The sequence below is a fragment of the Parvularcula oceani genome (genome assembly GCF_000733125.1).
Classification (GTDB): domain Bacteria; phylum Pseudomonadota; class Alphaproteobacteria; order Caulobacterales; family Parvularculaceae; genus Parvularcula; species Parvularcula oceani.
Window position 1 is genome coordinate 109,920 of sequence record NZ_JPHU01000003.1, and the last position, 12,867, is coordinate 122,786.

At 66.5% G+C, this 12,867-nt stretch carries 10 protein-coding genes and 2 tRNA genes; 9 read left to right on the top strand and 3 right to left on the bottom strand.

The genetic code is table 11. The features are described 5' to 3' along the window. Positions 1-72: 72 nt before the first annotated feature. The 3 genes from IE88_RS0104745 to IE88_RS0104755 all read left to right on the top strand — a co-directional run bounded on the left by IE88_RS0104745 (position 73) and on the right by IE88_RS0104755 (position 4,664). On the top strand, positions 73-2,382 hold the full coding sequence (locus tag IE88_RS0104745) for a TonB-dependent receptor (RefSeq protein ID WP_156032376.1): 2,310 nt from the start codon (positions 73-75) through the stop codon (positions 2,380-2,382). A 4-nt stretch (positions 2,383-2,386) separates the two neighbouring features. After that, positions 2,387-3,373: an alpha/beta hydrolase gene (locus IE88_RS0104750; RefSeq protein WP_051881514.1), complete on the top strand. Its 987-nt coding sequence runs from the start codon at positions 2,387-2,389 to the stop codon at positions 3,371-3,373. Positions 3,374-3,473: 100 nt separating this feature from the next. Beyond that, complete coding sequence (locus IE88_RS0104755; RefSeq protein WP_420330127.1) at positions 3,474-4,664, top strand: esterase/lipase family protein; 1,191 nt, start codon at positions 3,474-3,476, stop codon at positions 4,662-4,664. A 217-nt stretch (positions 4,665-4,881) separates the two neighbouring features. Here IE88_RS0104755 and IE88_RS0104760 read toward each other — a convergent pair. Both IE88_RS0104760 and cpdR read right to left on the bottom strand, forming a co-directional pair. Further along, a tRNA-Val gene (locus IE88_RS0104760) sits at positions 4,882-4,956 on the bottom strand. Between the two features lie 48 nt (positions 4,957-5,004). Then, positions 5,005-5,364, bottom strand: coding sequence for a cell cycle two-component system response regulator CpdR (gene cpdR / locus IE88_RS0104765; protein WP_031550928.1), 360 nt, complete (start codon positions 5,362-5,364; stop codon positions 5,005-5,007). 158 nt (positions 5,365-5,522) lie between these two features. Here cpdR and IE88_RS0104770 point away from each other — a divergent pair, with 158 nt between their 5' ends. The 6 genes from IE88_RS0104770 to IE88_RS0104795 all read left to right on the top strand — a co-directional run bounded on the left by IE88_RS0104770 (position 5,523) and on the right by IE88_RS0104795 (position 10,480). Further along, on the top strand, positions 5,523-6,392 hold the full coding sequence (locus tag IE88_RS0104770; protein ID WP_051881515.1) for an N-formylglutamate amidohydrolase: 870 nt from the start codon (positions 5,523-5,525) through the stop codon (positions 6,390-6,392). A 279-nt stretch (positions 6,393-6,671) separates the two neighbouring features. After that, positions 6,672-7,862 carry a glycosyltransferase family 4 protein gene (locus IE88_RS0104775; RefSeq protein ID WP_081871441.1) on the top strand — a complete coding sequence of 397 codons (1,191 nt, stop codon included), beginning with the start codon at positions 6,672-6,674 and terminating at the stop codon, positions 7,860-7,862. A gap of 66 nt (positions 7,863-7,928) precedes the next feature. Beyond that, positions 7,929-9,005: a phosphate acyltransferase PlsX gene (plsX, locus tag IE88_RS0104780; RefSeq protein WP_238319263.1), complete on the top strand. Its 1,077-nt coding sequence runs from the start codon at positions 7,929-7,931 to the stop codon at positions 9,003-9,005. Then, positions 9,002-9,964, top strand: a complete 963-nt coding sequence (locus tag IE88_RS0104785; RefSeq protein WP_031550940.1) for a beta-ketoacyl-ACP synthase III — start codon at positions 9,002-9,004, stop codon at positions 9,962-9,964. The genes plsX and IE88_RS0104785 overlap by 4 nt, the downstream gene beginning before the upstream one ends. Before the next feature lie 62 nt (positions 9,965-10,026). Then, the gene (locus IE88_RS0104790) at positions 10,027-10,332 is read left to right on the top strand and encodes an integration host factor subunit alpha (RefSeq protein ID WP_031550943.1); all 306 of its coding nucleotides are present in this window, start codon (positions 10,027-10,029) and stop codon (positions 10,330-10,332) included. 71 nt (positions 10,333-10,403) lie between these two features. Continuing rightward, positions 10,404-10,480: transfer RNA gene (locus IE88_RS0104795), tRNA-Pro, on the top strand. Between the two features lie 124 nt (positions 10,481-10,604). Here the strand turns inward: IE88_RS0104795 and IE88_RS0104800 are convergent. Then, positions 10,605-12,830 carry a M3 family metallopeptidase gene (locus tag IE88_RS0104800; RefSeq protein WP_051881516.1) on the bottom strand — a complete coding sequence of 742 codons (2,226 nt, stop codon included), beginning with the start codon at positions 12,828-12,830 and terminating at the stop codon, positions 10,605-10,607. Positions 12,831-12,867: the final 37 nt, after the last annotated feature.

Below are 12,867 nucleotides of genomic sequence, written 5' to 3' on the forward strand. Positions count from 1 at the left end.
ACCCGGCTCTCCTCTCGTGCCTAGCATTCCCCTTCGGTCAAGCGGCCCGGCAGAGGCCGCTCCAGGGAGGGCATGATGAGGGGATCAAGGCAGAGCGGACGCGGCAGCAAACTGGCGCGAAGCGTATCATGGGGTGTGCTCGCGCTCCTGCTGAGCGTTCCGGGGAACGCCGCGGCGCAGGAACGCGGAGATCCTTACGCAGCGCCGGATGACGAGATCGAGATCGACGAGATCGTGGTCACCGCGCGGCGGCGCGCCGAGTCGCTTCAGGACGTTCCCGTGGCCGTGTCGGTCTTCGACGACGACCGCGTCGCCGAGCTTCAGGCGGACGACCTGTCCGGCATTCAGTACACGACGCCGAACCTCTATCTCGATCAGGGCGACGCCTCGAACGCGGTGATCTATCTGCGCGGGATCGGGCAGAACGACAGCCTCGCCTTCGCCGACGCCGGCGTCGGGGTCTATGTCGACGACGTCTTCATCGCCCGCTCGCAGGCCGCCTTCCTCGAGCTTTTCGACGTCGAGCGGGTCGAGGTCCTGCGCGGACCGCAGGGCACGCTCTACGGGCGGAACACGATCGGCGGCGCGGTGAAATTCGTATCGACCCCGCCGCCGGACGAGCTGGAAGCCTATTTCGAGGCAGGCATCGGCAATTACGACTTCCTCACCGCCAAGGGCCGCGTGGGCGGCCCGATCGCGCCGGGCCTCCTCAACGGCAAGGTCGCCTTCGCGGCGACGCGGCGCGACGGCTATAACGACAATCTCTTCACGGAAGAGGATGACGGCGACGTGCAGTCCGTCTCCGGCCGGGCCTCCCTCCTCTTCACCCCGGCGCAGGACTGGGAGTTCCTCCTGTCCGGCGACCTCAAGATCGACAGCCCCGACACCTCGCGCAGCCCGGTTCGGGAAACCGCCATCACCGGCACGCCCGATCCTGCCGCCGACCCGCTCGTCCTCCAGACATTCGAAGCCTCGGACGATCCTTACGAGGTCGAGACCAACGCCAACGGCCTCTCCGACCTCGAAGCCTACGGCGTCTCCCTGACCTCGCGCTGGACGGCGTCCGACAGCCTCTCCTTCGAATCCATCACCTCCTACCGAACGCTGGATTTCGACCTCAATCTCGATACGGACGGAACGCCGCTGCCGATCCTCGACATCCTTCTCGAGCAGAAGCAGGAGCAGTTCAGCCAGGAGCTTCGCGGCACCTACGAGCAGGGTCCCTTAACGGCGGTGGGCGGCCTCTATTATTTCGCCGACAATGACGAGAGCTTCTCCGGCGTCGACAATGGCTCTGCCACGCTGTTCGGCTTCCCGGTCACGGCCTTCGGCTTCGCCACGTCGAGCCTCGCGCTCACCGACCAGAAGACGGACAGCTATGCCGCCTTCATCGACGCGACCTATGCCGCGACCGACCGGCTCGATCTGAGCGCAGGGCTCCGCTACACCTTCGAGGAGAAGAGCTCGGCCCGCTATTTCGACAATTTCTTCGATCCGGACATATCCACGATCGAGGACACGCCGCCCTTCCTCGCAGGACAGGGCGTCCCCGGCGGTCCCATCGAAAGCGAGGCGGATTTCGACGCCTTCACGCCGCGCGTCTCTGTCTCCTATGACGCCAGCGACGACCTGATGCTCTATGCCTCCGCCGCGCGCGGCTTCAAGAGCGGCGGCTTCGACGGGAGGGCGACGACCGATTTCGGCTTCGAGGCCTTCGAGCCCGAATTCGTCTGGAGCTATGAGGCCGGTGCCAAGGCGACGCTCGCCGATGGCCGGCTGATCGCCAACGCCGCCTATTTCTACAATGACTATACCGACCTTCAGGTGACCTCCTTCGGCGCCGACCCGGTCACCGGCGTCTTCGTCAGCCAGTTCACCAATGCCGCGGCCGCGGAAATCCAGGGCCTCGAGCTCGAGCTCTTCGGCGAGCTCAGCGAGCGGCTTTCGGTCACCGGCACGCTCGGCTGGCTCGATGCGCAGTATGAGGAGTTCGAGATCCTGGTCGGCGGCGTCGCCACGGATGTCAGCGACCGGGCCATGGTCAATGCGCCGGACTGGAACGGCAGCGTCGCGATCAATTACGAGCAGCCCGTCGGGAACGGCATGACCGCCCTGTTCCATGTCGATGCGGCCTATCGCGGCGAGAGGGCGACCGAGATCACCGCCTCGCCCATCCTCACGCAGGATGGCCATGAAGTGGTCAATGCGCTGGTCTCGCTCAAGGCCGCGGACGAGCGGTGGGAGCTGCGCGCAGGGGTGAAGAACCTGACCGACGAGGCGATCCGGGTCCAGGGCTTCAACCTCTCCGAGTTTCCGGGCGTCCAGCTCGGCTTCTACGCCGCGCCGCGCACCTATGATGCGCGCCTGATCCTGCGGTACTGACCCCGTGACGGAAATTTCGGCCGAGGAACGCGCCGGTCACCGCGATGGCCTCGATGCGCCAAGCCGGGCCCTCGTCGCGGCGATCGGAGAGATCCTCGCCGAGCCCGATGCCGCCGGGACCGATCCCATGACGGCGGCGCGGCAGCGCGCGAGCCGCGTGTTCGAAACCTTCTCCGGAGAGGCCGGGGGGCCGCCCGGAGAGCCCGTCCGCATCGCCGGAGGGAGGGGCGACTTGCCTGCCCGGCTTTACGGACGACAGCGGGGGAGAGCCCAGCCGCTCACCGTGTTCTTTCACGGCGGCGGCTGGGCGCTGGGCTCGCTCGACGATTACGACGCCTTCCTCGGCGCGCTGGCCGAGGAGGCCGGCATGCCGATCCTCTCGGTCGCCTACCGCCTCGCGCCGGAGCATCCCTTCCCCGCCCCGCTCGAGGACGCGCTCGCCGCGGCGCGGGATGCGGCGGCGTCCGCGGAGCGCTTCGGCGGGGTGCCCGGCCAGATCCTCCTCATGGGCGACAGCGCCGGCGGAAACCTCGCCGCGGCCGCGGCCCAGCTCCTGCGCGCCGACGGGGACGTGGCGGTGCTCGCGCAGATCCTCCTCTACCCCATGCTCGACGTCTCGCGGCCGCACGAGGCCTATGGCTCGCGCCTCGATTTCGGAAGCGGGCGGCATTTCCTGACCCGCGAGGCCGTGGACGGGGCGGTCCAGGGCTATCTGTCCGCTGGCGGCGATCCCTCGGACCCCCGCGTCTCGCCGCTCCTGCGCGAGGACCTGTCAGGCCTCCCGCCCACCTATATCATGGTCGGCGCCTGCGATCCCTTGCGGGACGAAGCGGTCGCCTATGCCGAGCGGCTCCGGCGCGCCGGCATCCCCCTCACTCTCGACGTCATCGAAGGCGCGATCCACGCCTTCTTGTCCTTCGGCGTTCTCGATCAGGCCCGCTCCGGGCGAACGCTGCTCGCTCGCTTCATGAGACGGGTGCTGATCGAATAAAAAACCCAGGATAGGGAGAGGAAACATGGATCGAAGCAACACAGTGCGCAGCCGCACCGGGCGTTGGCTCGGCGGCCTGCTCGCGGCGGCCGGGGCCGCGATGGGCCTTGGGGGAACGGGCGCGATCGCCGGCCCGGTCAGCCTGGAGGCGAGCTATACGAGCGGCATCCAGAACGGCTGGGTCCGGGTCGAACGCTGGCGCGACACGCTGTCCGCCTTCTCCCAGGAAGCCTTCCCGAGCGACGGGCGCGGCGACCAGTCGGGCCAGAGGAAGACCTTTTTCGGCGGGGACGGCTCGCCGCATTCCTCCCGCTTTCTGCTCTATTACGCTCCGGGCTGGAACACCAATGTCAGGACGACGCCCGTCCTTCTGGTCCATGGCGCCAATCAGGACGCCGATCTCGCCTGGGCCGATCCCAACGAAGCGGGCGGCTATGGCTGCGGCCGCTCCTCCTGCCCCTCGACCGGCCTGATGCAGACCCTGTCGAGCGACGGCTACAAGGTCTTCGCCATCAACTTCCCCCACAAGAACGGGGACGGCTACTACTGGTCCGAACAGATCGCCGACGCGGTCAAGGTCATCAAGGCCCGCACCGGCGCGAGCGAAGTCGACGTGGTGGCCTGGTCGAAGGCCGCTTCGAACGCCCGGATGTATATCTCCGGCGTGAAGAAGTCCTGGGGCACCGCCTATCGCGGCGATGTGCGCCGCCTGATCCTCCTCGGATCGGCCAATAACGGGATCGACCTGTCCTTCCGCCACGGATGGACGTTCAGCCTGACGGTCTATCCGCAATGCGGCGGCGTCATCAACGGACCGGTCCCGCACGATGCCATGGTCTGCTACGGCGTGTGGTGGAGCGGGGACGAATGGACCTATGCGTCGGACTACTTCCCGGGCTCGAAACAGCTCCTCAAGCGCTGGGACGGCACCTATTCCCTGCCGAGCTGGGAGCAGGACTGGTACACGACCTATTATGGCGGCCTCGGCTATTACACGAGCGGGCCGGGCATCGCCTCCTATCTGGGCGGCTCGCTCGTCGACACGATCCGGAACGCGCCCTCCCCGAGCGGCGTGAGGGTGCACAACCTCTGCGGCAGCGAGAACGACATCGCGCTCCTGCACAATGAGCATACCGGCCCCTCGGACGGCGTCGTCTTCCGCGCGAGCTGCGAGGACACGGTCGGCATCACCAATAATGGCGGCACGGCCACGGTCCCGATCAACCATCTCGAACTCGGATGGACTTCGACGGGCAAGAACCAGATCCGGTCCGGGCTGTCAGCGCCCTGACGGCCCGCCTCTTCCGGGGTGCGGAGGCGCCAGGCGTCTGCACCCCACCGGGCCGCGCATGTCCGGATCGCCAGCGCGCGAAGGCTCCGGACCTGTAACCCGTTCAGCAGCGTGAGGGCGTTCGTGGTTCCCGGCCTGCGAAGGAAGACTGGCAATGGCAGACAAGGTGCTGCGCATGCCGAGGGCCGCGAGGCCCTTCAGGAACTCATGTCGGGAATGGTGGGCGCACGTGGGTTCGAACCACGGACCCCTGCCGTGTGAAGGCAGTGCTCTACCACTGAGCTATGCGCCCGGAACCCGCCCGATAGCGCCTGAAGCGCTGCGGTTCAAGCGGATTTGCTCAGGCCGCGATCATTCTGTCGACCTCGTCGACGAGGTCGCGCAGGTGGAAGGGCTTGGAGAGGACCTTAGCGTCCTGCGGCGCCTTGTTCGCCGGGTTGAGGGCGACGGCGGCGAAGCCGGTGATGAACATGATCTTCATGGCCGGATCGATGTCGGCGGCGCGCCGGGCGAGTTCGATCCCGTCCATGACCGGCATGACGATATCGGTCAGGAGCAGGTCGAATTCCCGCAGCTGGAGTTCCGTCAGAGCCTCGTCGCCCTGTCCGGCATCGACCACGACGTGGCCCGCCTTCTCGAGCGCCTTCTTCAGAAAGCCCCGCATGCTGTCGTCGTCTTCCGCGAGAAGAATCGCCGCCATACCCTTCAGCCTCGTCGTGCCGTGAACGTCCCACATCGCTAACACCGTGGTCGTTACTCCTGCTTTAACAAAACTCCGCCGCCGGTGGTAGTCATCGGTTCGCAGAAAGCGTTAACTGGCGGCCCGGCCCGGTCCGGCGCCGATCATGGGAGGCGGCTTTGGTCGCAAAAATCGGCAGTGACGGCTTTCCCGGGCACAGGATCGCGCGGCCGGCGCATTGGCGCGCGCCCTTCATCTTCGCCTGTCCCCATGCAGGGCGGCAATATCCCTCCCGCTTCATCGCGGAAACGCGGCTCTCGCTTCTCGAGCTGCGCCGGTCCGAGGACGCCTATGTCGATGCGCTCCTCCCCGAGGCCGAGGCGATCGGCGTGCCGATCCTCTATGCCGACTTTCCCCGCGCTTTCGTGGACGTGAACAGGGCGCCGGACGAACTCGACCCTCTCTTGTTCGACGGGCCGGTCGCAGCCGCCTCCCCGCGGTCGAACCGCGTGCTCGCAGGCTTCGGCGTCGTCCCGAGGCTCGCGGCGGAAGGGCGGCAGATCTACACCAAGAGGCTGCCGGCCGCGGAGGCGCGAGCGCGGGTCAAATGGTGCTACGAGCCCTATCACGCCAGCCTGCGGGCGCTGATCACCGAATGCCTCACGCAGTTCGGCGAAGCCGTCATCATCGACTGGCACTCGATGCCCTCGCGCGGCGGCGGGCGGACCCTGCCCCAGATCGTCCTCGGCGACCGCTTCGGCGCGGCCTGCGCCGAGGGGAACGTGCGCGACTGGGAGACCGCGTTCGGCGCCGCCGGCCTGAAAGTGGTGCGGAACACGCCCTATGCCGGCGGCTATGTCACATCCCTCTATGGCCGCCCCGCCCAGGGGATCCACGCCCTGCAGATCGAGGTGAACAGGTCGCTCTATCTCGACGAGGGCGCGGTCGCGCGCAGCGACGCCTTTTCCGGCTTCCGCGAAACGATCCTGTCCGCCGCCGAACGCGTGGTGGGCAGCAGGGACGCGCTGCGCAGCTTCGCTGCCGAATAAGGAACACCGGACAAAAAAACGGCCGCAGCGCGAGGCTGCGGCCAGTTTAGGGAGGAAACGCCCAAGAAGGGCATGGTGACCGGAGCCACCGAGGACAAAGTAGGACCCTGCCCGCGGCCCCGCAAGCTTTTTTTGCGGTGCAGTACAACAAAGCAATAATCTGCTACATCGTGCGGAGCGGGTTGCAGCTTGCCCAAGAACCGGGCGCACCCTCTACTGGATGCGGCGATCACGCCGGTTCACATTGTCCCCTCTGGCGGCATGGCTTAGACCCGATTCATGACAGATAATCCGGCGAACACCGATCAGCACAATCGCCTGCGCAAGATCGGCGGGCGGGTCAGGCGCCTGACCGGGGCCCGGCAGAAATTCCCGATGCCCAATCCGCAGAGCGGCCTCAAGATCGTCATCGTGACCGATGCGTGGAAGCCGCAGATCAACGGCGTCGTCACCACGCTGGATACGCTCGGCCGCATCCTCGAGCGCTTCGGCAACGAGGTGCTCTACATCACGCCGCAGGATTTCCGCTCCGTGCCCATGCCGGGCTATAGCGAGATCCGCCTCTCCCTCTTTCCCAATCGCCGCGTCGCCGCGAAGCTCAACGCGTTCAAGCCCGACGCGGTCCATATCGCGACGGAAGGGCCGCTGGGCCGCGCGGCGCGCCGCTTCTGCCGCCGCCGCAACTATCCCTACACGACCAGCTTCCACACCCGCTTTCCCGAATACACCTATGAGCGCATCCGCTTCCCCATCGAATGGGGCTATGCGCTGCTTCGGGATTTCCACAAGCACGGCGAGGCCATGATGGTCTCCACCCCCGCCCTCATGGCCGAGCTCGACCAGAAGGGCTTCAAGAACATGCGCCTCTGGGAGCGCGGCGTGGACACCGAGGCGTTCCGTCCGATGCCCTCGGATGTCTATGACCACCTGCCGCGCCCGATCTTCACCTATGTGGGCCGCCTCGCCGTCGAGAAGACGATCGAGGACTTCCTCGATCTGGACCTGCCGGGCACCAAGGTGCTCGTCGGCTCGGGGCCGCAGCAAGAGGAACTGCGCGACCGCTACGAGAAGAAGGGCGTCGTCTTCGACGGGCCGCAATTCGGCGACGATCTGGCGCGCCGCTATACCGCCTCGGACGTCTTCGTCTTTCCCTCCCGCACCGATACGTTCGGCCTCGTCAATGTCGAGGCGCTCGCCTGCGGCACGCCGGTCGCGGCCTTCCCGGTGCGCGGACCGCTGGAGATCATGGAGCACGCGCCGCCGGGCGCGGGCTGCCTCGACGAGGATCTCCGCAAGGCCTGCCTGACCGCGCTCGAGCGGCGCGACGCAGAGGCCTGCCGTGCCCATTCCCTCGAATTCTCCTGGGACAAGTCGGTCCGGCAGTTCATCGGCAATCTCGAGATCCCCGGCTTCGACGAAGCCTTCTGGCTGCGCTCCGCCCGCATGGTGGAGGATCCGTTCCTGCCGTGAACGCCCTTTCCTTGACAGCACGCCTCGCGCCGCCGACAGCCGGTTCCGCGAGGGAAGGACAGTCCCGTGAAGATTGAAGAACTTCCAAGGCAGGACGCCGTTCTGGCGGTGGATGCGATGGGCGCCGATGGCGGCGTGCAGACGATCGTCGAAGGCTGCGCGAGAGCCCGGGCGAATGGACTGCGCGCCAAGCTCTGCCTTTTCGGGCGCGAAAGCGAGCTCGAGGCCGCCCTCGCCCGCCACGACCTGAGCGATTGCGAGATCATCCATGCCGACGACGTCATCAGCATGGAGGAAAAGCCCTCGCGAGCGGTCCGCAAGGGCCGCAACTCCTCGATGTGGGCGGCGATCGCCGCGGTGAAGGCGGGCGAGGCGGGCGGCGTCGTCTCCTCTGGCAATACCGGCGCGCTGATGGCGATGTCCGTCCTGCAACTCAGAATGATCGAGGGCGTCGACCGGCCCGCGATCACCTCGACCTGGCCGACGCGGTCCGGCCGCACGGTGGTGCTGGACGTCGGCGCCAATGTCGAGGCGACCGCAGAGCAGCTCGTCCAGTTCGCGATCATGGGCGAGGCCTATTACGCGGCCCTCACCGGCAAGGAGCAACCAACCGTCGGCCTCCTCAATGTCGGAGAGGAGGAGCTCAAGGGCCACGACCTCATCCGGCGGGCGGCGCAGGTGCTGCGCGAGGCCGACCCGGACATGGACTTCCGCGGCTTCGTGGAGGGCGACGACATCACCGGCGGCGTCGTGGACGTCGTCGTCACCGACGGCTTCACCGGGAACATCGCCCTCAAGGCCGCCGAGGGCACGGCCCGCATGATCGGCGGCTGGATCCGCGAGGCGCTGACGGCGAACCTGCGCTCCAAGGCCGGGGCGGCGCTGCTCGCGCCCGCCCTCAGGGAGATGAAGGGCAAGATGAACCCGTCGAGCTCCAACGGCGCGCCGCTTCTGGGATTGTGCGGCCTCGTCGTGAAGAGCCATGGCGGCGCGGATGCCGACGGCGTGGCGGCGGCGCTCCAGATCACCGAGGATCTCGCCGTCCACCCGTTCCAGGAACAGATCCGCGACACCATCGCGGAAGTCGCCGAACGCGCGCAGGCCGTCGAGGAAGACCTCGAAACCGAGCAGGTGCCGTCGTGAGCCGCCGCGGCGTCGTCATCGGATCGGGCAGCGCCCTGCCCGCCCGGATCGTCACCAATGACGAGCTGGCGCAGCGCATCGACACCTCCGACGCCTGGATCAGGGAGCGCACAGGCATCGCGCAGCGCCATATCGCGTCGGAGGACGAGCGGACCTCCGACCTCGCCACCCGCGCGGCCCGGGCCGCGCTCGAGGACGCTGGGCTGACGCCGGACGATATCGACCTGATCGTGCTGGCCACGGCGACGCCCGACCTGACCTTCCCCTCGACCGCCGCCATCGTGCAGTCCAAGCTCGGCATCACTGCGGGCGCGGCCTTCGATGTTCACGCCGTCTGCACCGGCTTCGTCTATGCGCTGTCCACGGCGAACGCCTTCCTGACCACGGGCCAGCACCGCCGCGCCCTCGTCATCGGGGCGGAGACCTTCTCGCGCATCATCGACTGGGAGGACCGCAGCACCTGCGTCCTGTTCGGCGACGGCGCCGGGGCCTTCGTTCTCGAGGCGCAGGACACCGAAGAGCGGGGCATATTGGGCAGCATGCTGCGCTGCGACGGCTCGATGACCGAGCTCCTCTATGTCGATGGGGGCCCCTCGGCGACCGGCACGGTCGGGCATCTGCGCATGCAGGGCAACAAGGTGTTCAAGGAAGCGGTCGGCCGGATCTCCAGCGCCATGGTCGAAGCGGCGAAAGTCGCGGAAATTCCGATGAGCGCGGTCGACTGGTTCGTGCCGCACCAGGCGAACCAGCGCATCATCGCCGGCGTGGTCAAGCGGCTGGAACTCGACACCTCCAGGATCGTCTCCACCATCGCCCGGCACGGCAACACGTCCGCCGCATCGATTCCGCTGGCCTATGACGTCGCGAGGCGCGATGGGCGCATCAAGGACGGCGATCTCGTCATGATCGAGGGCATGGGCGGCGGCCTGACTTGGGGCGCGGCCCTGTTCCGCCTGTAGGCTCGGTATATTGACGCGCTGCGATATGACGTCAGACTAGAGCGCGGCGAATCGCGGAGGACATGATGGCGAAGACACGCACCAGGGCCGATCTGACCGAAGCGGTCTATCAGGCGGTCGGTCTGTCGCGTCAGGAGTCGGCGCAACTCGTCGAGAGCGTTCTCGAATCGGTCGGCACCTGCCTCGAGCGCGGCGAGACGGTGAAGCTCAGCTCCTTCGGCACGTTTCAGGTCCGCGCCAAGAACGAGCGCATCGGCCGCAATCCCAAGACCGGCGAGGAAGTGCCGATCACGCCGCGCCGGGTCCTGACATTCCGCCCCTCCCACGTCCTCAAGGACCGCATCAATGAGAGCCTGGGCGGCGCCTAGAAACACGCATCGGGCGCTTGCACCCGCCGTCCGCCATGCCTATACCCCGGGTCTGTCCGAAAGGGCACGGTCGGAGTGTAGCGCAGCCTGGTAGCGCACTTTACTGGGGGTGAAGGGGTCGTCGGTTCGAATCCGGCCACTCCGACCATTTTTTCTCACATGTGACAGCAAGAAACCGCGCCAGGTCCTGGCGCGGTTTCTTGCTGTCACATGCCTTTGTGCCGCGAGCGGCGTGAGGCCGAGGGGTGGGCGCCGCCCACCCCTGTCCTGTCTCAGTCGACGTCGCCGACGCCGTTCATGCCCTGATCGCCCACGCTCTCGGCCGGAGCGTCCGCATCGGTTTCCGTCGGGAAGCCGCGCTGACGCATAAGGGCGTTCACGTCGACATCGCGGCCGCGGAAGGCGCTGTAGCCTTCGACCGGGTCGACCGTGTTGCCGACGCTGAGGACGTTCTCGACGAAGCGCTGCGCGACCTCTTCGTCATAGGCGCCGCCATCGGCTTCGGCGAAGGCCTCCCACGCATCCGCGCCGAACGTGTCGGCCCACAGATAGGCGTAATAGCCGGCCGCATAGCCTTCGCCCGAGAAGATATGAGCGAATTGCGGCGTGCGGTGCCGCATGGGCAGCTCATCGGGCATGCCGAGCTCTTCGAGCGTCTCGCGCTCGAAGACGTCGGGGTCGATGTCCGATGCATCCTTGAGCGTGTGCAGCTTCATGTCGATCAGGGCCGAGGCGAGATATTCCGTAGTCGCGAAGCCCTGGTTGAAGGTCGCGGCCTTCTCGATCTTGTCAACTAGCTCCTGCGGGATCGGTTCGCCCGTATCCACGTGCAGCGCGTAATTCTGCAGCACTTCCGGCGTCGCCAGCCAGTTCTCGTGGACCTGGCTCGGGAACTCGACATAGTCCCGCGGCACCGCCGTGCCCGCGAGGGTCGGATAGGTGACATCGGAGAGGAGGCCGTGGATCGCATGGCCGAACTCATGGAAGAGCGTTTCGGCGTCGTCCCAGGAGATCAGCACCGGCTCGCCGGGCCTGCCCTTCACGAAGTTCGAATTGTTGGACACGATCGGCATGGTTTCGCCGTTCAGCCTGTCCTGCGTCCGGTAAGCGTTCATCCAGGCGCCCGAACGCTTCCCGTCGCGCGCATAGGGGTCGAAATACCAAAGGCCCTGGAGGTCGCCGTCCTTGTAGACCTCCCAGACGCGAACGTCCTCGTGATAGACGGGAACAGTGTCGATCGGGCCCTCGAAGGTCAGGCCGTAGAGCTCTCCGGCCATCCAGAACATCCCCTCGCGGAGGTTCTCGAGCTGGAGGTACTGCTTCACCTCGGTATTATCGAGATCGTATTTGTCCTTGCGGACCTTCTCCGCATAGTAGCGATAGTCCCAGGGCTTGATCTCGATCTCCGCGCCTTCCGCATCGGCCACCGCCTGCATGTCGGCGACCTCTTCGGCGACGCGCGCCTTGGCCGCTGGCCAGACGCGCATCATCAGGTCCATCGCCGCTTCGGGCGTCTTGGCGACCTGCTTTTCGAGCGCGCGGTCGGCGAAGGTGCCGTAGCCCTGGAGGCGGGTCCGCTCCTGACGCAGGCGGAGGATCTCCGAAATGAGCGCGTTATTGTCGTATTCGTCGCCATTGTCGCCGCGATTGTAATAGGTCTCCCAGACCTCTTTTCGCAGCGCGCGGTCGTCCGAGTAGGTCAGGAAGGGGTCCATCGAGGAGCGGGTGTTCGCCACGGCGTACTTGCCGGGCTGCCCCTTTCCTTCGGCCGTCGCGGCCATCGAATCGACGAGGTCGTCGGGCAGGCCGCCAAGACGATCCTCGGGCACATAGGTCACATAGGACTGCTCATCATGCAGAAGGTTCTGGCTGAACTGCGTGTAGAGCTCGGACAGACGCTCGTTCAAATCGGCGATCTTGGTCTTGGTCTTCTCGTCGAGAGCGGCGCCCGACCGCACGAAATCCGTATAATAATCCTCGACGAGGCGCCGTTCCTCTTCGGTCAGGGCGCGCATCTGCGCCTTGTCCTGATAAACCGTCCGGATACGGTCGAAGAGATCCTCGTTCTGGATGATCGACGCTTCATAGTCCGAGAAGACCGGGATCAGCCGGGTCTCTATCTCGCGGAATTCGGGCGTCGACAGGTTCGAGGACCAGATTCCGTAATAGGTGCCGAAGCGGTCGAGCGCGCCGCCCTGCTCTTCGAGCGCGCGGATCGTGTTCTCGAAGGTGGGCTTTTCCTCGTTCTGCGCGATGGCGTCGATCTCGGCGAGGCCCTCCTCGACGGCGGCCTTGAGCGCCGGCTCGAAATCCTCGAGCGCGACCTCGTCGAAGGCCGGAACGCCGCCATAGGGGCCGTCGAAAGGCGCGATCAGCGCAGAGTCGGAGCTGGACGTCATCTCGGCTGTGTCTTCCGCTTGGGTATCGATTTCAGCGGTTTCCGCGCTGCAGGCCGTGAGCGCCATCAGGGCGGCGCCGAGGAGGAGCTTGGTTCTCATGCTTGAAGTCTCTCATTGCGAAAATAGCAGGGGCGAA

What these genes read in the sequence shown, in the direction of transcription:
- cpdR (WP_031550928.1), bottom strand. Translation starts at nt 5,364, where the DNA reads ATGGCGGCGATTCTTCTCGCGGAAGACGACGACAGCATGCGGGGCTTT.
- IE88_RS0104775 (WP_081871441.1), top strand. Translation starts at nt 6,672, where the DNA reads ATGACAGATAATCCGGCGAACACCGATCAGCACAATCGCCTGCGCAAG.
- IE88_RS0104745 (WP_156032376.1), top strand. Translation starts at nt 73, where the DNA reads ATGATGAGGGGATCAAGGCAGAGCGGACGCGGCAGCAAACTGGCGCGA.
- IE88_RS0104790 (WP_031550943.1), top strand. Translation starts at nt 10,027, where the DNA reads ATGATGGCGAAGACACGCACCAGGGCCGATCTGACCGAAGCGGTCTAT.
- IE88_RS0104800 (WP_051881516.1), bottom strand. Translation starts at nt 12,830, where the DNA reads ATGAGAACCAAGCTCCTCCTCGGCGCCGCCCTGATGGCGCTCACGGCC.
- IE88_RS0104755 (WP_420330127.1), top strand. Translation starts at nt 3,474, where the DNA reads ATGGGCCTTGGGGGAACGGGCGCGATCGCCGGCCCGGTCAGCCTGGAG.